This window comes from Spirillospora sp. NPDC049024, assembly GCF_040649235.1.
Classification (GTDB): domain Bacteria; phylum Actinomycetota; class Actinomycetes; order Streptosporangiales; family Streptosporangiaceae; genus Spirillospora.
Genome location: NZ_JBEZFD010000014.1, coordinates 253,120 through 270,709, shown reverse-complemented (window position 1 = coordinate 270,709; position 17,590 = coordinate 253,120). Strand labels below are relative to the sequence as shown.

General features: G+C 73.2%; 17 protein-coding genes. 1 reads left to right on the top strand and 16 read right to left on the bottom strand.

The window, feature by feature from the left end:
* Positions 1–215: 215 nt before the first annotated feature.
* On the bottom strand, positions 216–1,655 hold the full coding sequence (locus AB0C21_RS26410) for an MFS transporter (RefSeq protein WP_500207694.1): 1,440 nt from the start codon (positions 1,653–1,655) through the stop codon (positions 216–218).
* Between the two features lie 65 nt (positions 1,656–1,720).
* On the opposite strand from AB0C21_RS26410, the gene AB0C21_RS26405 reads away from it, so the two are divergent.
* Positions 1,721–2,227 (top strand): winged helix-turn-helix transcriptional regulator, encoded by a 507-nt coding sequence (locus AB0C21_RS26405; RefSeq protein WP_500207692.1) that lies wholly within the window; start codon positions 1,721–1,723, stop codon positions 2,225–2,227.
* A 34-nt stretch (positions 2,228–2,261) separates the two neighbouring features.
* Here AB0C21_RS26405 and AB0C21_RS26400 read toward each other — a convergent pair whose 3' ends face one another.
* From AB0C21_RS26400 to AB0C21_RS26330, 15 genes are all read right to left on the bottom strand, one after another.
* Positions 2,262–2,894, bottom strand: a complete 633-nt coding sequence (locus AB0C21_RS26400; RefSeq protein WP_500207691.1) for a GTP-binding protein — start codon at positions 2,892–2,894, stop codon at positions 2,262–2,264.
* Positions 2,875–3,318: a DUF742 domain-containing protein gene (locus AB0C21_RS26395; RefSeq protein WP_149261014.1), complete on the bottom strand. Its 444-nt coding sequence runs from the start codon at positions 3,316–3,318 to the stop codon at positions 2,875–2,877. The genes AB0C21_RS26400 and AB0C21_RS26395 overlap by 20 nt, the downstream gene beginning before the upstream one ends.
* A 6-nt stretch (positions 3,319–3,324) precedes the next feature.
* A complete protein-coding gene (locus AB0C21_RS26390) occupies positions 3,325–3,744 on the bottom strand; it encodes a roadblock/LC7 domain-containing protein (RefSeq protein WP_500207689.1) in 420 nt (139 codons plus the stop codon).
* The gene (locus AB0C21_RS26385; RefSeq protein WP_500207688.1) at positions 3,741–6,548 is read right to left on the bottom strand and encodes a sensor histidine kinase; all 2,808 of its coding nucleotides are present in this window, start codon (positions 6,546–6,548) and stop codon (positions 3,741–3,743) included. Before AB0C21_RS26385 ends, AB0C21_RS26390 begins: the two co-directional genes overlap by 4 nt.
* Before the next feature lie 96 nt (positions 6,549–6,644).
* Positions 6,645–7,259, bottom strand: coding sequence for a hypothetical protein (locus AB0C21_RS26380; protein ID WP_500207687.1), 615 nt, complete (start codon positions 7,257–7,259; stop codon positions 6,645–6,647).
* A gap of 39 nt (positions 7,260–7,298) precedes the next feature.
* Positions 7,299–7,868 (bottom strand): ATP-binding protein, encoded by a 570-nt coding sequence (locus tag AB0C21_RS26375; RefSeq protein WP_500207686.1) that lies wholly within the window; start codon positions 7,866–7,868, stop codon positions 7,299–7,301.
* A 141-nt stretch (positions 7,869–8,009) separates the two neighbouring features.
* On the bottom strand, positions 8,010–8,591 hold the full coding sequence (locus AB0C21_RS26370; RefSeq protein WP_500207684.1) for a PadR family transcriptional regulator: 582 nt from the start codon (positions 8,589–8,591) through the stop codon (positions 8,010–8,012).
* A 174-nt stretch (positions 8,592–8,765) separates the two neighbouring features.
* On the bottom strand, positions 8,766–10,640 hold the full coding sequence (locus AB0C21_RS26365) for a fatty acyl-AMP ligase (protein WP_500207683.1): 1,875 nt from the start codon (positions 10,638–10,640) through the stop codon (positions 8,766–8,768).
* A 5-nt stretch (positions 10,641–10,645) separates the two neighbouring features.
* Positions 10,646–12,619, bottom strand: a complete 1,974-nt coding sequence (locus AB0C21_RS26360; protein WP_500207682.1) for an acyl-CoA dehydrogenase family protein — start codon at positions 12,617–12,619, stop codon at positions 10,646–10,648.
* Positions 12,620–12,691: 72 nt separating this feature from the next.
* Positions 12,692–13,144: a nuclear transport factor 2-like protein gene (locus AB0C21_RS26355; RefSeq protein ID WP_149261021.1), complete on the bottom strand. Its 453-nt coding sequence runs from the start codon at positions 13,142–13,144 to the stop codon at positions 12,692–12,694.
* A gap of 29 nt (positions 13,145–13,173) precedes the next feature.
* Positions 13,174–14,004 carry an SGNH/GDSL hydrolase family protein gene (locus AB0C21_RS26350; protein ID WP_500207680.1) on the bottom strand — a complete coding sequence of 277 codons (831 nt, stop codon included), beginning with the start codon at positions 14,002–14,004 and terminating at the stop codon, positions 13,174–13,176.
* Positions 14,005–14,038: 34 nt separating this feature from the next.
* Entirely contained in the window at positions 14,039–14,680 is a 642-nt protein-coding gene (locus AB0C21_RS26345) for an SGNH/GDSL hydrolase family protein (RefSeq protein WP_149261023.1), read from the bottom strand.
* The gene (locus AB0C21_RS26340; protein WP_160160994.1) at positions 14,680–14,937 is read right to left on the bottom strand and encodes an acyl carrier protein; all 258 of its coding nucleotides are present in this window, start codon (positions 14,935–14,937) and stop codon (positions 14,680–14,682) included. The genes AB0C21_RS26345 and AB0C21_RS26340 overlap by 1 nt, the downstream gene beginning before the upstream one ends.
* A 463-nt stretch (positions 14,938–15,400) precedes the next feature.
* Complete coding sequence (locus AB0C21_RS26335) at positions 15,401–16,405, bottom strand: sulfotransferase family protein (RefSeq protein WP_500207678.1); 1,005 nt, start codon at positions 16,403–16,405, stop codon at positions 15,401–15,403.
* Between the two features lie 195 nt (positions 16,406–16,600).
* Entirely contained in the window at positions 16,601–17,563 is a 963-nt protein-coding gene (locus AB0C21_RS26330; RefSeq protein WP_500207676.1) for a LysR family transcriptional regulator, read from the bottom strand.
* Positions 17,564–17,590: the final 27 nt, after the last annotated feature.

The window sequence follows — 17,590 nt, the reverse complement described above, 5'->3', positions numbered from 1 at the left end:
TCGCGCGAGCCCCCGCGGCCGCGCCTGACTCTACCTCCCCTCCCGGGGGTTGTTTGGGCGGGCCGGCCCGCCCCCGCCCCCCCCCCCCGCCCAAAAAACACAATAAATACAGCAGGCACCTCTCCGGATGAGGTGCCTGCTGTGCGGGGTACGGACGAACCGGGCCTCGCGGTCCGGGTCAAGGCTTCGCCCGTTTCCCGTGTCAAGGAGGGATTTCAGGCGCGGGCGATCACTTCCGTTTCTGGCTCGGGGACGGGACTGGACGGCCGGGGCCGGCGCGGTGTCATGCCAAGGGCGGTGATCGCGGCGATCACCATGAACGCGCCGACCATCAGCCAGGCGTGGACGTAGGCGGTGTGGAGGCCGGGGTAGCCGTGCGGGGTGCCGAGGACCGCGACGGCGAGGCTGACGCCGAGGACGGCGCCGATCTGGCGGCTCATGTTCACCACGGCGCTGCCGGTGGCGTAGCGGTGGGACGGCAGTTCGACCGCGGCGGCGGACAGGATGGTGGGCAGGGCCAGGCCGACGCCCGTTCCGCCGACGAGCCAGCCCGGCAGCATCTCCGACGCGTAGGCGGGGGCGGGGCCGAGGCTCATCGCGATCAGGACGACGCCGAAGGCGCAGAGCATGCACCCGACGGCGGTGATCAGCCCGACCGGGACGCGCGCGGCCGCGAGGCGTCCGGCGATGAGCGCCATGACGGGGACCATGAGCGGGCCGGGCGCGACGGCGAGCCCGGTGCGGATGGGCGAGTAGTGCCAGACCTGCTGCATCCACAGGACGCCGAGCAGCAGGTTGGCGGCGAACGCGACGGTGAACAGCAGCACCGCGGCGTTGGACCAGAAGAAGGTGCGGACGGCGAGGAGCGCGGGCTCGATGACCGGTGCGGGGTGGCGCAGGGAGCGCAGCCAGAACCAGGTGAGCCCGAGCAGCGCGGCGGCGACCACGATGGTGGTCCGCTCGCCCGGCCAGTCGTTGATCTTGACGAGGCCGAGCGCCAGCAGCGCGATCGCCGCGGTGGCCACGGCCGTGCCGGCCAGGTCGGGGACGCGGGCGGTGGCGCCCTCGCGCGAGTCGGGGACGAGCCGGGCCGCGAGCAGCACCGCCGCGATCCCGATGGGGACGTTGACCTCGAACACCCAGCGCCAGGAGGCGTCGACGAGGACGCCGCCGACGGCGGGCCCGGCCGCGGCGGCGATCGCCGAGGCCGCCGACCAGATCCGCACCGCGCCGCCGCGCCGCTCCGCCGGGAAGGCCGACAGCAGCAGGCCGAGGCTGGTGGGGATGAGCGCCGCGGCGCCCGCGGCCTGGACGACGCGGAAGGCGACGAGCCACCACAGCGAGGGGGCCGCGGCGCACGCCTGGGAGGCGAGGGTGAAGACGGTGAGGCCGAGGACGAGGCCCGCCTTGCGGCCGTAGCGGTCGGCGAGCCTGCCGAGCGGCACCAGCAGCGCGGCGAAGGCGATCGCGTACCCGTTGAGCACCCACGACAGGTCGGCCATGGACTCCCCGGCGAAGTCGCGGCCGATGTCGGTGAACGCCACGTTGACGATGAACAGGTCGAGGCCCGCCATGAAGGAGGCGACGGAGAGCACCGCGAGCACCGGCCCCCTGCGGACCCGGCCCGCGCCGCGCACCTGACTTTGTTCCACCATAGTCAGGGAGGCTAGCGAGCCCCCTGACTTTGGTCAAGCAAAGTCAGCAGGTTTATAGTGGAACGGTGACAATCACACTGGAAGGGCACTTCGCCGACCGCGAGGCCTGGTCGATGCAGAACTGCCCGGTCGCGAGGACGCTCGCCGCGCTCGGCCCGCCGTCGGCGGTGCTGGTGCTCAGCGAGGCCTTCTTCGGGACCAACCGATTCGGCGACTTCGTGCGCAACCTCGGCATGACGGAGTCGGCCGTCACCGCCCGGCTGCGCCATCTCGTCGACGCCGGCCTGCTCACCAGGGAGCCCTACCAGGAGCCGGGGCAGCGCACGCGCTACGAGTACCACCTGACGAAGATGGGCCTGGACCTCGCGCCCACCCTCGTCAGCCTCATGGAATGGGGCGAGACCTACCTGCCCCACGAGGAGGGGCGCCAGGTCATGCTGACGCACGCCCGCTGCGGCGAGCGCGTGACGGCGCAGGTCAGATGCGCCGACGGCCACGACGTGGCGGTGGACGAGATCGTCATGGGGCCGCCGAGCACGGCGGACGACGAGCCCGGCGGAACCGGGGGCTGACCGGCGGCGGGCCGGTCCCGCGACGGGCCGGCGGTCAGGGGTGCCGGGTGCCGCCGGCGAGCCGCAGCGCGTGCTCGACCAGCGACACGAGCACCTGCTTCGCCGACACCGTCCGGCGCGCGTCGCACAGCAGGATGGGGACGTGGGGGTCGATGTCCAGCGCCGACCGGATCTCGGGCGGCTCGTAGCGGTCGGCGTCGTCGAAGCAGTTGACGGCGACGATGAACGGCGTGCCCTTGCGCTCGAAGTAGTCGATCGAGGCGAAGCTCGCCATCAGCCGCCGCGTGTCGGCGAGCACGACCGCGCCGAGCGCGCCGCGCGACAGCTCGTTCCACATGAACCAGAACCGCTCCTGGCCGGGCGTGCCGAACAGGTAGATGGCGACGCCGTCGCGCAGCGTGATGCGGCCGAAGTCCATCGCCACGGTCGTGGTGGTCTTGGCGGCCACGCCGTCGAGGTCGTCGACGCCGACGCTCACGTCCGTCAGCGCCTCCTCGGTGCGCAGCGGCCGGATCTCGCTGACCGCGCCGACCAGCGTCGTCTTCCCGACGCCGAACCCTCCGGCGACCAGGATCTTCAGTGCGACGCGCGGGCCGTCCGCCCGTTCGTCGGGCTCGTCCGGGGCCGCCGCGGCGGGGGGCGGGGCGTCAGAGCGCGCGGAGTTCATCGAGCACCCTCCTGAGCAGGTTCGGGTCGTTGTGCGGCTGGATGGCGGTCGCCTGGCCGAACGGCCCGGACGGCGACGGCGCCGGGGACCATCGCTGGACTTCCAGGAGGCCGGAGTCGATCAGGTCGCCGGCCAGCACCCGGATCACCCCGAACGGCAGGTTCAGGTCCGAGGCGAGGTCGGCGAGGGCGTGCGGGCGCCGGCACAGCGCCAGCAGCCCGCGCTGCTGGCGGGAGAGCCGGCCGGGCTCGGGCGGCGGCCGCCCGGTCGCGACGAGGATCGCCACGATGTCGAGCGGCTCGCCGCTCGGCCGGGTGCGGCCGCGCGTCACCGCGTAGGGGCGGACGATCGGTCCGGCGGCGGCGTCGAGCCACCGTTCCCGGCCGGGACCCCGGGGAGCACCGGGCCCGCTACTGGGGTCCATGGCGGGTCACCTGGGTCCGGTCCCGGGCGCGCCCTGCCTGAGTCCGGTGGACAGCTGCCGGTGGACCCGCTTGACCAGCATCGTCATCTCGTAGGCGACGAGTCCCGCGTTGGCGCCGACCTCGCTCAGCAGGGCGAGGCAGCTGTTGGCGCCGGCGGGCACGACGAAGAACAGGCCCTTGTCCATCTCGACGATCGTCTGCCGGATCTCGCCGGAGTCCAGTTGCGGCCGCGCCCCGACGGCGAGGCTGTGGAACCCGGCGGCGAGGGCCGCGAGGTACTCGGAGTCCTCGCGGCCGACGCCCCGCGACATGCCCATGACGAGCCCGTCCCGGGACAGCACGACCACCTTCCGGATCTGCGGGACCCGGTCGACCAGGTCGTCGAGGAGGAAGTTGAGCTCGGCGGCGACTCCCTGATGGGTCATGATCTTCCTTCCATGCCGTCCATGGGTCCGTCCGGCGCCTCGTCCTCGTCCCGGCCGCGCAGCCAGCCCGCCTGCAGGGAAGCGAACAGGTCGCGGGACGCCTCCGCCGACCGTTCCTCCCAGGCGGCGATCGCGTCACCGGTGGCCGCGGACTCTTCTCCGTACGGGCCGGTCTCCTCGTAGGGGTTCGTCTCCTCGTAGGCGGCGGCTTCGCGCAGCTGGGGCGCCAGGCTCCCGCCGCGCACCCGGCGCGGCAGCGGGGCCCGCCCGCCGGCCGTCTGCGCCTGCGCCTCCCCGAACGGCGCCCCGCCGAACGGAGGCTCCCCGAACCCGGGGTCGCCGAACGACGCGGGCGCTCCGTACCGGCCCGCCGCTCCCCCGTACGTTCCGCCGCCGTAGGCGGGGGCCTGTGGGGCGGCGGCCTGGAACGGCCGCGCGGCCTCGGTCGGCGGCGGCGCTCCTCGCGACGGCGGCGGACCGTGCGACGGTGGGGTCCCGAACGACGTCGGGGTCTGGTCACCGTCGCCGAACCCCACCGCCGCGTTCTGGTCCGGCCTCTCCTCGCTCGTCCATTCGGGGAGGGACACCGGCGTCTCTGACGGCGCTCCTTCGCCGACCGGCCCCGTCTCGTGGGGCGCCGAGCCGTTGGGCACAGCGCCGTTGGGCAGGGTGTGGTTGGGGGCCGTGTCCGTGGAGGCCGTGTCGGTCGGCGCCAGGTCCTGGACGGAGGCCGTGTCGTACACCGGCGCGTTGAGCGTCGCGGTGGAGGCCGGGGGCGGGGGCCACGGCCGCAGCGACCCGTTCACCGGCGCCGCGCCCCGCTGCTGGACGGGCCCGGCCTGGACGGCGCCGTCCTCGTCCTCAGGCTGGTCGACGTCCACGATGAGTTGGCGCGGAATCAGCACGACCGCGCTGACGCCCCCGTACAGGGACGGCTGCAAGGCGACCTTGATGCCGTGCCGGCCGGCGAGCCGGGCGACGACGAACAGCCCGAGCCGGTCGGTGACGGCCAGGTCGAACTCGGGCGGCCGCGACAGCCGCAGGTTCAGCGCGTCCAGCTCGGACTGGTCGAGCCCGATGCCGCGGTCGATGATGTCGACGGCGAACCCGTTGGCGCCCATCTCGCCGCGGACGAGCACCTCGGTGGGCGCGGGCGAGAACACCGTGGCGTTCTCGATCAGCTCGGCGAGCAGGTGGATGATGTCGGCGACGGCCTCGCCGATCACCGCGGCCTGCCCGGACACCACGACGATCTCGACCCGCGTGTAGTCCTCGACCTCGGCGACCGCGGCGCGCAGCACGTCCTCGACGTGCACCGGCCGGCTCCAGCCCCGGCCCGGGGACGTCCCGGACAGGATGACCAGGCCCTCGGCGTGCCGGCGCATGCGGGTGGTGAGGTGGTCGAGGCGGAACAGGTCCTCCAGCACCTTGGGGTCGGACGCGTCGCGCTCCATCTCGTCCAGCATCCGCAGCTGGCGGTGCAGCAGCGACTGGCTGCGCCACGCGACGTTGAGGAACACGCGGCTGATGCCCTGCCGCAGGTAGGACTCCCGGACGGCGGTCTCGATCGCGGTGTGCTGCACCTTCGTGAAGGCGTCGCCGACGCGCGCGACCTCCCGGGTCTTGCCGATGACGAGCGGCGGGGCCTCGGCGTCCACGTCCACCTCCTCGCCGCGCCGCAGCCGGGCGACGACGCCGGGCAGCCGGTCCTCGGCGAGCTTCAGCGCGGCGCGCTGGAGCCCCCGCAGCTCGCGCGACAGGCTGCGCGCCGCGAGCAGCGACAGCACGATCGAGGCGATGACCGCGAGCAGTCCGAACCCGCCCGCCAGGACGAGCCGCATGACGATCCGCTCACCGATCGGCTTGGCCATCTCGTTGAGCGCGAGGCTCGCCTCGGTGACCTTCTGCGCCCACGCCTGCGACAGCAGCTGCGAGGTGGCCTGCCAGTCCGCGGCCTCGGACGGCAGCCGGTCGCCGCGGGCGTTCACGATCGCGTCCTCGGCCGCCCGGTACCGCTGGAACTCCGGGGACGCGGCGAGCCGGCCCAGCGGCCCGCGGATCTGCTCGTTCAGGTCGGCGAGCCCGGCGTCGAACTCGCGCCGGCCCTCCGCGGCCCACTGGACGAACGCGGTGTGCTCGGCGGGGGTGAGCCGCCCGCCCCGCGCCATCGCGGCGGTGACGAGTGAGTCCTCCCGCAGCATGTAGGCGCGGGCGTTGCCGATGCCGATCAGCGCGCGCCCCTGGGTGAAGATCGCGACGTCATTGACCGTCACCAGGCCGTCGAAGACCTTGATGACCTGGTCCAGCAGGACGCTGTAGGAGTTGATGACCTCCAGCGGCTGGACCCGGCCCGAGTCGACCTTTGCGCGCAGCTGCGGCAGCCGGTCCAGCGCCCGGACCGCCTCGGCGAGCCGCTTCTTGGTCTCCGGGCGGGCCGCGTCCCGCGCGTCGGGCGACAGCGCGGTGGAGCGGAACGCCTTGTCGACGGCGCTCACCCGGGCGCGCTGCCCGCCTAACTTCTGCCGGTCGGCGGGGTCGCGCGTGCTGAGCGCGACGACGCTGAGGGAACGCTCCGCCTGGAGCTGGTTCACCAGATAGATGCCGGGAAGGCCGACCTTCTCGTACGTCGTCGAGAAGTCGTACTTGTCGAACGCGTCGCCGAGCGTGATGTTCGCGGCGAACGCCCACAGGGCGATGAGCGACACCAGCGGGACCAGCAGCAGCGCCGTGATCCGCAGCCGGATGGGGCGCCTGCGCCGGGGCCTGCGGCCGGCCGCGTCGTCGCGGGGTTTGGTGCGGGACATCGAGATCACTACCTCAAGCCGGGGACGGGCCGCGCCTGCCGGCCCTTGTGTCGGGGGTGCCCACGTGTCGGGGGTGCCCGTGTGTCGGGTGTTCGGTCAGGGCCGCGCCTCGTCCAGCGCCGCGCGGGCGACCAGGCCGCGCAGCCGGCTGGTGATCATGGCGACCGCCTGGGCGTGCCCGCGCAGGGCCTTCTCCCGCGTGGTGTACTGCCCGATGTCCGCGTGCATCGCGTGGTCGGACACGATCGTCTGCCACAGCAGCGGCCTCCCGTTCGCCGCGAGTCCGAGGTCGATCACGGTGAACCAGGTCGAGACGACCACGACGACGGCGCCGACGCGGATGACGTCCTGCGCGAGCAGGCGCCCCCGCACGTCGAGCAGCAGCCGCTGGGCCTCCTCGGCCGTGGCGCGCCGCCCGTCCTCCCGGTAGTAGTCCGGGGGACGGCGGGGATCGGCGGGCCGCCGGCCGGCCGGCTCGTCCTGTCGGGGCCGGTGGTCGCCGGGCCTCTCGGCGGGCCCTCGGCCGGCGGCCCCCTGCCCGAAGGCCCCCTGCCCGATGGGGCTCCGGTCAACGGGCCGCCGGTCGGCGGGCCGGGGGTCGACGGGCCTCTGGTCGGGCCGGCGGTCGGCGGGCCACCGGTCAGCGGGCCCCTGGCCGCCGGGCCCCTTGTCAGCGGGCCCGTTGCCGGCGGGCATGGCGTTAGCAGGCATGGCACTTCCCATCGCCGTACCGGGGTGCGCGGGAGATGCTCAGCGGCCGGGGTGCTCGTCCCGCGGCCAGGCGCGCACCTCGCACCAGACCGCCTTGCCGGAGGCGGTGTGGTCGGTGCCGTGCCCGTCGGCCATGACCGCGACGAGGAACCAGCCGCGGCCCGTCTCCTCCATGAGGTCGACCGGCCGCGCCGTCGGGACGGCGGCGCTCTGGTCGTGCACCTCGATGCGGAGCCGGGTGCCGGCGCGCAGCAGCCGCAGGGACAGCGCGGAGCCGGGGACCGGCGCGTGCCGGACGGCGTTGGTGACCAGTTCGGACACGAGGACCTCGGCGTCGTCGGCGATGTGCCCGATGCCGGACGCGGTGCTGACGGACCGGCTGAACCGCCGTGCCCTCGGCACCGACTCCCGCTCGGCGGGCAGCGCCAGCTCGCCCAGCAGGACCGCCGGGGGCTCCTCCAGGGCCCGCAGCCCGTCCGGCAGGGTGCCGTTCGGCAGCGTGCCGTTCGGTGGGGCGCCGTTCGGTGGCGCGGCCTGCGACGCGGTGGTGGTCAGGTGGCTGGGGAGTGGGGTGCTAGGGAGTTCGATGGTGTGGTGGTCGCCCGACATGATGAACGCCTCCTTGACTAAGGCGTGCCGCCCTGTTCCAGCCCGGCCGGGGTGCGAGGCTGAGGTGGGCTCGGGGGGTTGGTGCCGGTGCCGCCGCCGTCCGGGCGGCCGGCGGCACGGCGTGCGAGGGACGCGGCGGGCTCATGGCGGGCCGCTCCCCTCGGACTGGGTGCCCGCCCGGGCGCGCAGCAGCCGGGCGGTGCTGGTGAACCACTCGTAGTTCTCCTGCTCGAAGCGGCGTCCGCGCAGGCACGTGAGGTAGGGCCCGAGGGGGGACCCGGTGCGCAGGAACTCCTCCTCGTCGAGGTCGCCGCGCAGGTGCTTGAGGGTGCGTTCGAAGACCTCGACCTTGGCCGCCGAGGCCACCGCCCGGTCCTCCAGCTGCGCGATGACGGAGTCGGCGGAGATGTGGTCCACCGCCTGGACCATGACGAGCAGGTTCTCGCGGATGATCCCCGGCTTGGCGGGGGTCACGGCGAACCGTTCGAGCTCGTCGACGCCGGCCTGGGTGACGGTGTACACGCGCTTGTTGGGACGGTCGTGCTGGATGATCTGCCGCCCGCTGATCAGACCTTCCGTCTCCAACCTCGACAGCTCCGAGTAGAGCTGCTGCGGTACGGCGTGCCAGAAGTTGGAGACCGACAAATCGAAGATCTTGGCCAGCTGGTAGCCGCTGTACTCGCCGTCGAGCAGCGCCGCCAGCACCGCGTGACGCAACGCCATCGGCCTTCTCTCCCCGCCTTGACTCAGGGTGATGCCCGACGTTATCAGACAACGACATGATTAGTCATCATTTTGACTAGGATTGGTCAGCGCCAATTTGGATGATCTTCGAATGGGACGCCCGAAGCGCACGAAAAAGGCGCACGGGGGCGCGCCGGGCGCCGGGCCCGGCGCTCATGCGCGCGCCCCGCCGAGGCCGGCGACGCCCGGCTCGAGGGCGCCGGCGAGCTCGCTGATCTGCCCGTTCAGGAACGCCTCGCGGGTCAGCCGGCGCTGCATCTTGCCGCTGGTCGTCCGCCTGACCGAGCCCCGCGCCGCCAGCACGACGCTGACGGAGGGCAGCTCGAAGGCGCGGGCGACCCGGGTCTTGATGACCGTCGCGACCTCCTCCAGGGGCGTCCCGGCCGCGGCGCGGGTGCTGATCTCCTGGACGATGACGACCTGCTCCCGGCTCGCGTCGACCTCGCGGCCCGCGTCGGCGGGGCCGCCGACGTCGGGGTCGATGGCGGCGTCGATCGCGAAGGCGGCGCCGTGCAGCGCCGCCGGATGGGCCGCGCGCGCCACCTCCTCGATGTCGTGCGCGTGGATGTTGCGGCCGTTGACGATGATCAGATCCTTGATCCGCCCGGTGACGTAGAGCTCCCCGTCGGCGACGAAGCCGAGATCGCCCGTCCGCAGGAACGGGCCCTCGTCCGCGGCCGTGCGCGCGCGGAAGACCGCCTCGGTCTGCTCGGGGCTTTCCCAGTAGCCGCGGGCGACGCTGCCGCCGCGCACCCAGATCTCGCCCACGCGCCGCTCCGGCCGCTCTTCGCGGGTCTCGGGGTCGACGACGCGGACGTCGAGGGTGACGGGCCGCCCGCTGCTGACGAGCCGCCTGACGCCGCCGCGGCCCGCACCGTCCGGGGAGGCGGAGCCGTCCGGAACGTCGCCCGCCGGCGCCGCCTCGCTCGCGGGGACGGCCTCGTTGCGCGCGAGGGCGCCGGCGTCGAAGTCGCGGACGACGGGCCCGCCGCCGATGGGCGCGCCGGTGACGAGCAGGGTCGTCTCGGCCATCCCGTAGCAGGGCATCCACATCGAGGGCTTGAACCCGACCGGGGCGAAGCGCTCGGCGATCGCCTCCAGCGTCGCGGCCCGGACGGGCTCGGCGCCGTTCTTCACGACGGTCAGCGACGACAGGTCCAGGCCCTCCAGCTGCCGGTCGGTGACGCGGCGCAGCGCCAGCTCGTAGCCGAAGTTCGGCGCCACGGTGATCGTCCCCCGGTGCCGGGTGATCAGCTCCAGCCACAGCACGGGCCGCTTGATGAAGGTGATCGGCGAGGTGAACACGTACCGGCAGCCGAGGTAGAGCGGCTCGAGGAACTGCCCGACCAGGCCCATGTCGTGGTAGTGCGGCACCCAGCCGACGCCGACGGTCGCGGACGACCCCTCGATGCGGCGCTTGATCTCCTCGCCGTTGGCCAGCAGGTTGCCGTGGGTGACCATGACGCCCTTCGGCTCGCTGGTCGACCCGGAGGTGTACTGGAGGAAGGCGAGGGTGTCCGGGCCGCACTCCGGCGGGGCCCAGTCGCCGGGATCGGTGTCCTTGCCCGCCTGGGTGTCCAGGCAGTGGACGCGCCCCTTCAGACCGGCGGCCGACAGCCACGCGTCGAGGGTGGCGCGGTGGGCGGTGTCGGTGAGGATGAGCGCGACGTCGGCGTCCTCGATGATCCGGCGGGTGCGGCCGAACCTTCCCGCGTCCAGGTCCGGAAGCGGGGCCGGGACGGCGACGACGCGCGCGTACAGGCAGCCGAGGAACGCCGTCAGGAACTCCAGCCCTTCCGGATAGAGCAATAAGACGGCCCGGTCGCGCAGGCCGCGCGCCTCCAGGCGGCAGCCGAGCGCGCGGGCCTTCCGGTCGAGTTCGGCGAAACCGAGCACGTTCTCCTTGTACTTCCGTCCCGGTTCCTCGCTGATGAAGGTGAAGGAGCGGTCGTCGCCGTGCGTCCGGACGTTCTGCCGGACGAGCGACACGAAATCCGCGTGTCCCGTGGTCTCCGGTGTCCCGGCCATGGGTGTCACTCGCCCCCGGCCGAGGGGAGCAGGGAGGAGGACGGCGGGACGAGGGAGAGCAGGGAGAACCAGCGCCGCTCGCCCGTGGCGGCGAACATCGCCTCCTCCAGTGCGGGGAGGAGGTCCTCGGACAGGACGGTGTCGGGTTGCGCCCGCTGGAGCAGCCGTTGCAGGCACAGGACGAGCCACTGGCCGTCCTCGAAGGCCCCGCCGAACGCGCTCCGGTTGTGCAGCCAGGTGAGCATGCACGACGTCATCGCGTGCAGCTCGCAATACCTCTTGGCCCGGGTCAGCGCCGCCACCGACGAGGTGTCGCCCTCGTTCGCGCGGATGCCCTCCTCGATCCTGGCGCGCAGCGCCCCGATGGCCGAGACCAGGTCCTTCAGCTCGGCCGCGACGCCGGGCGCGGCGTGCGCGTTCGCCGCCGCCAGCATCTCCTCGGAGATCTCCTCGAACCGCTGGCCGATCTCGTCGCGGCCCTCGTTGGTGAGCTGGAGCAGGCGGCCGTCGGGGTCCCAGGGGGGCGGCGTCCGCGTCCAGCAGAAGAGGTCGGCGAGCAGTTCGTCCTCGCGGCCCGTCTCCGCCGGCGGGTCGATCAGGAAGGGCAGCTGGCCGGCGACGTTGGCGAGGTTCACGTGCGTGGTGCCCTCGAAGATGCTCGCGATCGCGTGGTCGCGCTGGAGCTTCTGGAACACCCCGTGCGCCACGCCCTCGCGCAGGTAGCCGCGCGCGGCGAGCACGGTCCCGATGCTGGCCACGACCTCCTCGCCGAGGACGGGCACGAAGTACTTCGCGATCGACGACCACAGGCTGAGCCGGCCGGGCGCGACCGTCAGGCAGCGCGCCACCGGGATCGCCACGCACTCGGCGATCAGCAGGTCCAGGTGCGCCTTGACCAGGTGGTCGCGGATGACCGGGATCTTGTAGATGTCCGAGCCGTACAGGGTGCGCTGCCGCGCGTACTCCATCCCGATGCGCACCACGGCGTCCATCGTCCCGACCGACAGCGCGGCGATCGCGGTCCGGGTGATCTGGAGGGTCTTCAGCGTCTGGACGAGCCCGGAGCCGCGCCGCCCGATCACCCGCTCGGCGGGCAGCCGCGCCCCGGAGAACGCGACCCCGGACAGGTCGTGGCCGCGCAGCCCGACCGTCCGGACGGGCGGCAGCGACGACCAGGCGGCCGGGTCCAGCTCCCGCTTGTCGACCAGGATGAGGGAGAAGTCGCGCGGGCCGGTCCTGGCATAGGTGGTGACGAACCGTCCGCGGGTGGCGTTGCCGACCGGCCACTTCACACCGGTCAGGACCAGCTCGTCCCCCTGGATCTCGGCCTCCGACTCCGACGCCATCACGTCGCTGCCGTGGTCGGCCTCCGAGACGCCGAAGCAGGCCAGGTCGCCGCGCAGCACGCCGTCCGCGACGGTCCTGCGCTGCCAGTCGTCGCCCCACAGCCACACCGGGTTCACCGCCAGGAGGCCGGAACCGTACATGACCGCGACGGTGACGCTGCGGCGGGAGATGCCGCGGGTGACGAAGAACAGCTCCTCAAGGGTCGTCAGGCGCCCGCCCAGCCCGATCGGCACCAGGTACTTGGGAAAACCCCATGCCCGGACGGCGTCGACCGCGCCGGGCGGAAGCTCGTCGCGCTCCTCCGCCTCCACGATGGCCTTGTAGGAGAACGGTCCGGCCTCGTCGTCCATCGGGTCGCCGAGGTAGCCGTCCAGGTCGGCGGCGATCCGGTGCGCGGGGGCCAGCCGCTCGCGCGGCGGCCTCTCGCGTGCGGACCCCTCGGCGGCGGGGTTCCCGGGTCCGCGGTCGTCAGGTCCAGAGTTCCCGGGTGCGGGGGTCTCGGGGGCCGGGTTCTCAGGATGGCCCGGGTGGACGGAATGCGCGGGGTGGGCGGGGTTCTCGGCGTGGGCCCCGTGCGCGGAGTGGGCGGGGCGGGCGGAGTGCACGGGGTGTGCGGGGACCTTGCTATCCATTTTTCTCTTCGACTCCCTTGTGCGGGTCGCGCCTCCCGGGGCGAGGGCGCGACTCCTGTGCGGGTCGGCTCCCTATGGCTGCGCGGTATCGCCGGACGGGCCCCCCGCGTCGTCGGCGTTCATCGGATCCTCCATGCGCCTCCCGACCACCCGGGCGAGCGTCATCGCCGCGGGCAGCGGGCGGACCATGACGGTCAGACCGGTCACGAGCCCGGTCTCGCCGTACCTGAGCAGGTCCAGTCCCTGGACGGCCTTGCCCAGCACCTTCGCGCTGAAGACCAGCGCGTGCGCCGGCGGGCCCGCGCCGTTCGCCCCGCCGGAGGGGACGCCCACCAGCTCGTCGGTGTAGTGGAAGTCCTCGAAGACGTCCAGCAGGACGCCGAGCAGCGCGGCGACGGTGTCGCGGCCCACGTAGGGCTTCACCATCACCGGGCTGCGGAACTCGATGGCCGGGTCCAGCGCACCGATGATCGCGGCGAGGTCCTTGGCCTCCACCGCCGATCGGAACGTTCCGGGCACCGTCATCTCGGCTGCTCCCTTCGCTTGCCGTGCGGTCAGTCGGCCGTCCTTGGCGGGACGGCGCCGGCGGGGGGCGTGTCCGGTGCGGGGTCGCCGAGCGCGGCGGCGGGAGAGGTGCGGGGCGCGGCGGCGCGGGCGAGGTCCCGCGCCCAGACCCGGTAGCCCGCGGCCGACGGGTGGAAGCCGTCGGACGCGAACAGCCGCCGGTCGCGGGCCATCGCCTCGTCCATGGGAGCGTGGACGGCGCCGCCCGCCGCGGCCGCGTCCCGCATGACGCGGTCCATCGCGCGCGCCCGCGCGCCGAGGACGGAGCGCAGCGGGCGCGGGAGGGCGGGGAACCGGTGCACCGGCGGCATGCCGGCGACGAGCACCGTCGCGTCCGGGAACCGTCCGCGCAGCAGGGCGACGAGTTCGGTCACGTCCGCCGCCCAGCGGCGCAGGGAGCGGCGCCGGATCAGGTCGTTGATGCCGGTGGTGACGACCACCAGGTCCGGCGGCGACCCGTTCGCGGGCGGGACGAGCCCGCCGATGATGCGCCGGGCCGTCGCGCCGTTCTCGCCGGAGACCGACCAGGACACGCTGCGCCGGAGCCGCTCGCCCAGTTCCTCCGCCAGGAAGCCGGGCAGCGCCTCCGCGTGCCGGGACGCGCCGACGCCCACGGCGGTGGACTCGCCGATCACCACGACCCGGAAGGCGGGGCCCCGCCGGGGATCGGCGCCGGCGACGAAGCCCTTCTCGTCCCCGGTCGCCGGGGCGAGCCGCGGTGTCCGCCGCACCGTCCGCCATGCCTGCACGACCAGCACGGGAGCAAGCAGCGGCAGCAGCGGCGAACGCAGCACGCGGGCGGCGGAATATTCTCTTTTCATCAGTCTCCCAGACTGCTTGATCGGCCCCCGGAACTCATTTCACCCGCTCGCCGAGCAGGCTTGCCGCGATCTGCGCCATCACCTCCGCGACATAGGCGTGCCCTTCCGGGTTCAGATGGATTCCATCGGCGCTCCACATCGCCGGATCGGCGACTCTCGCCACCGTTTCCCGCTCCGGGAACGCCATTCCGAACTCGCGCGACACCCGGTCGAGCTCGGCGTTGAAGTCGTGAATGCGCTGTACGGTGCGTTTCTTTCGGAACTGCGATATCGGGCTGATGTCCAGCAGCGGCGGCCGCGGCACCGGGATGGCGAGGGCGACCGCGCCGCGCCCGCGGGCCCAGCCGAACAGCTCCGCCAGCCGGCGGGCCGCGGCCTCCGGCTCGAAGCCGCGCAGCGCGTCGTTCATGCCGCAGCCGAGCACGACCAGCCGCGGCCGCAGCTCCCGCACGCCGGGCAGCTGGTCGCGGACCACGTCCTCGACCGTCGCGCCCGGATCGGAGGCGTTGAGCATCTCCTCGCGAGGAATCCCCAGGTGACGGGCCAGTCGTCCGGCCCAGCCGAGCCAACCCCCGGCCGGGTCCGGATCGTCCTGGCCCTCGGCCACGCTGTCGCCGAGCACCACCATGGCGGGCATGGCGGGCCCGGCGGCGCCGGCCTCGGGCCGGCCGGCCATCACGTGACGAGGTCGAGCAGGTAGTCGGTGAGGTCGGCCACCGTCTCCCGGCGCCGCGCCTCGGCCACGTCGACCTCGACCTGGAGGTGGTCCTCGATGTCGCTGATGATGCTGATCGCGTACACCGAGTCGACCCCGTAGCGGGCGAGTTCCACCCCGGGATCGATGTTTTCCACAGGCCTGTCGAGGTAGAAGGCGATCTTGTCAAGAAGCCACGATTGCAGCTCGTCGTGGGAAATTGTTTCCGATCGGGTCACCGCCACTCCTCCTTTGTCAGAGGATCATCGAATCAATCGCGATTGGTAACGGAAGACGAGCAACACGCAAGATACAACCAAATGGTGGGCGTGTCTCGATCCGGCTGTGAACGATCGGACACGAAGGTGTCTCCGTCCTGTAAACCGAGTCAGTGGTACGGTAAAAACGGCGAGAAGTTACCTACCAGTAACCACTTCCGATTAGGGCCCAGCGCGGGCCGGGCGGGCACGCCCTCACCCCGCGCCCCACCGATACGTCCACCCCCGCGGGACGCCCGGCGGCACGCTACCTGCGCCGTTCCCCAACCGGCTCGGCCCCGGGGCGCCGCACCGCCGGCCGCACCCCGGGCACGTTCCATGAGAATTTCGGACAACCCTTCGACCGGGTGCCGTGCGGCCCCGCGGCGCCGGTCTTACCAAGAGGCAAGGTTCGTCTATCCAACCGGCAGGAGCCCTCAGTCGGTCAGGACACGCTTACAGGGCCGTCCAGGCACGACACGACGGGGTTGGGCTCGCGCGCCTCCGCGAGCCGGTCGAGGACCGCCCGCGCGTGCCGCGACCGCCACCGGTACACCGCGAGCCGGTGGAATCTTACGAGTTGCCCCGCGGGAGGACGCGCCCCCTCCGTCAGCGCGTAGCCGTGGCGCCGCAGCCGCGACGCGAGGACGTACTGGACGAAGTCCGCCTCCCAGCCCTCCAGGCGGTCGCGCCAGGCCCCGACCCGGCGGGCGTTGACCTCCTCGTGCGTGCGCAGGTGCCACTTCCGCGTGGACGGCACCGTCTGCCGGGCGTGCCGGTACGCCGTCCTCATCCCGGGGTCGTACTCCTCGCCGAGGAACTCGCACAGCCGCGTCAGGGCGTCCTCGGGGTCGGCGACCAGGTCCTCGTAGCGGAACTCGTAGAAGGTGGCGGGGCCGAGGCGGGCGCGCAGGCGCATGCCGGTGTCGACCGCCTCCCGCCATGTCAGCGCGGCGGTGTGGATGTCGCCGTGGAACCACGGCATCCGCATCAGGGAGCTCACCGCGTCCCGTCCGTCCCTGACGAGATGGATGAACTGGGCGTCGGGGAACATCCGCCGGAGCATCGGCACCCGGCGGAAGTAGCTCGGCCGCTTGTCCCCCCAGCGCGGCTTGCCGTGCAGGCGGGCGTAGGCGCGGAACACGGCCGCGATCGCCGAGCCGAGCGTCGGCGGCCCCTGCACGATCTCCTCGACCACGGCGGCGGCGTCCAGCCGCAGGACCTTGAACTTGGTGTTCTCGCCGCCGGTGATCCACTCGGCCAGCGCGCGCCGGTTCTCCGGCCGCTCCAGGTCGCCGAACCGGTGCCGGGCCTCGTAGGCGGTGTGCACGAACCGCGTCTCGGACGGGAACGCGATGCGCCGGTGCGAGTGCAGCATCTGCTGGAGCAGCGTCGTCCCCGACCGCGGGCACCCGAGGACGAAGACCGGCCGGCACGATTCCCCTGTCATGGCCAGCGCGTACCCGCGCCCCCCGCGAAGAACGCCCAAGCGGATCTCAACATCACGTGAAAAGCGCAGGCCTGCGGGCCGGTGGACCGGTCGGTCCCCAATTGTCGGCGATGTAATGCCGACAAGCGGTTTCTTGGTCTCCGCATAGGGCGCGGGATATGCGCCGCCGGACGGAGTCGAAGCCGCCGGAGTGGTTCACGGCCCGGCGGCCTCGACCTCGTCCGGCGGCGCCCCGCCCTTTTCCGGCCCTGGCGTTTCCGGTGTTGCGCCACGAGGTGGGGCCGTGGCCGCCGGGACGTCCAGGCCCGCCAGGAAAGCGGCGGCGGCCGGGGACGGGCCCAGGCGGCTCCAGACCAGGTGCTCCACCCGGGTGGGCGGATCGCGGAGCTCGATGACGTGCAGGCCGGCGACCCCGGTGACGTAGGCGGCGGGCAGCATGCCGACGCCCAGGCCGAGCCGGACCAGCCGCACCACGAGGTCCGGGGTCGTCACCTCGAAGGCGACCTCCCGGACGACCCCGGCGGCGGCGAACGCCTCGTCGGACTGGGCGCGCCCGGCCGTCCCGGCGGAGAAGTCGACGAACACCTCGTCCGAGAGCCCCCGCAGGTCGACGTCCGCCGCCGCGGCCAGCGGATGCCCGGGGGCGACCACCGCGACCAGTTCACCGCGGGCCAGGACGCGGCCGTGGACGCCTTTCGGCTGCGCGCTGCGCGGCAGCCCGAGGAACGCGACGTCCAGCGTGCCCTGCCGCACCCGCTCGGCCATCTCCGCGCTCCCGCCCAGGCGCAGCGTGATCCGCACCTGCGGATGGCGGACGTGGAAGTCCTTCAGCGCGTTCGGCAGGTCCACCGCCGTCACGGTGGGGATCGCGCCGATGGCGAGCCGGCCGCGGATCTCACCGGACACCGCCGCGACCTCGGCGCGGGCCCGGTCCGCGGCGTCGAGGGCCTGCCGGGCGGCGGGGAGGAAGGCCTCCCCCGCCGGGGTCAGCCGCACCCGGCGGCTCGTCCGGTCGAAGAGGCGGGTGCCGAGCTCGCGTTCCAGCCGGGCGATCTGGTGGCTCAGCGCCGACTGGACGACCCGGCACCGCTCGGCCGCGCGGGTGAAGTTCGCCGTCTCGGCCACCGCGACCACGTAGCGCATCTGCTGGAGCTCCATCGATCCATCGTGAATCACGATCAATCG

Bases quoted from the DNA above. Each gene is read 5' to 3' on its own strand.
- AB0C21_RS26410 (WP_500207694.1), bottom strand. From the start codon at position 1,655: ATGGTGGAACAAAGTCAGGTGCGCGGCGCGGGCCGGGTCCGCAGGGGG.
- AB0C21_RS26400 (WP_500207691.1), bottom strand. From the start codon at position 2,894: ATGAACTCCGCGCGCTCTGACGCCCCGCCCCCCGCCGCGGCGGCCCCG.
- AB0C21_RS26395 (WP_149261014.1), bottom strand. From the start codon at position 3,318: ATGGACCCCAGTAGCGGGCCCGGTGCTCCCCGGGGTCCCGGCCGGGAA.
- AB0C21_RS26390 (WP_500207689.1), bottom strand. From the start codon at position 3,744: ATGACCCATCAGGGAGTCGCCGCCGAGCTCAACTTCCTCCTCGACGAC.
- AB0C21_RS26385 (WP_500207688.1), bottom strand. From the start codon at position 6,548: ATGTCCCGCACCAAACCCCGCGACGACGCGGCCGGCCGCAGGCCCCGG.
- AB0C21_RS26380 (WP_500207687.1), bottom strand. From the start codon at position 7,259: ATGCCTGCTAACGCCATGCCCGCCGGCAACGGGCCCGCTGACAAGGGG.
- AB0C21_RS26375 (WP_500207686.1), bottom strand. From the start codon at position 7,868: ATGTCGGGCGACCACCACACCATCGAACTCCCTAGCACCCCACTCCCC.
- AB0C21_RS26370 (WP_500207684.1), bottom strand. From the start codon at position 8,591: ATGGCGTTGCGTCACGCGGTGCTGGCGGCGCTGCTCGACGGCGAGTAC.
- AB0C21_RS26365 (WP_500207683.1), bottom strand. From the start codon at position 10,640: ATGGCCGGGACACCGGAGACCACGGGACACGCGGATTTCGTGTCGCTC.
- AB0C21_RS26360 (WP_500207682.1), bottom strand. From the start codon at position 12,619: ATGGATAGCAAGGTCCCCGCACACCCCGTGCACTCCGCCCGCCCCGCC.
- AB0C21_RS26355 (WP_149261021.1), bottom strand. From the start codon at position 13,144: ATGACGGTGCCCGGAACGTTCCGATCGGCGGTGGAGGCCAAGGACCTC.
- AB0C21_RS26350 (WP_500207680.1), bottom strand. From the start codon at position 14,004: ATGAAAAGAGAATATTCCGCCGCCCGCGTGCTGCGTTCGCCGCTGCTG.
- AB0C21_RS26345 (WP_149261023.1), bottom strand. From the start codon at position 14,680: ATGGCCGGCCGGCCCGAGGCCGGCGCCGCCGGGCCCGCCATGCCCGCC.
- AB0C21_RS26335 (WP_500207678.1), bottom strand. From the start codon at position 16,405: ATGACAGGGGAATCGTGCCGGCCGGTCTTCGTCCTCGGGTGCCCGCGG.
- AB0C21_RS26330 (WP_500207676.1), bottom strand. From the start codon at position 17,563: ATGGAGCTCCAGCAGATGCGCTACGTGGTCGCGGTGGCCGAGACGGCG.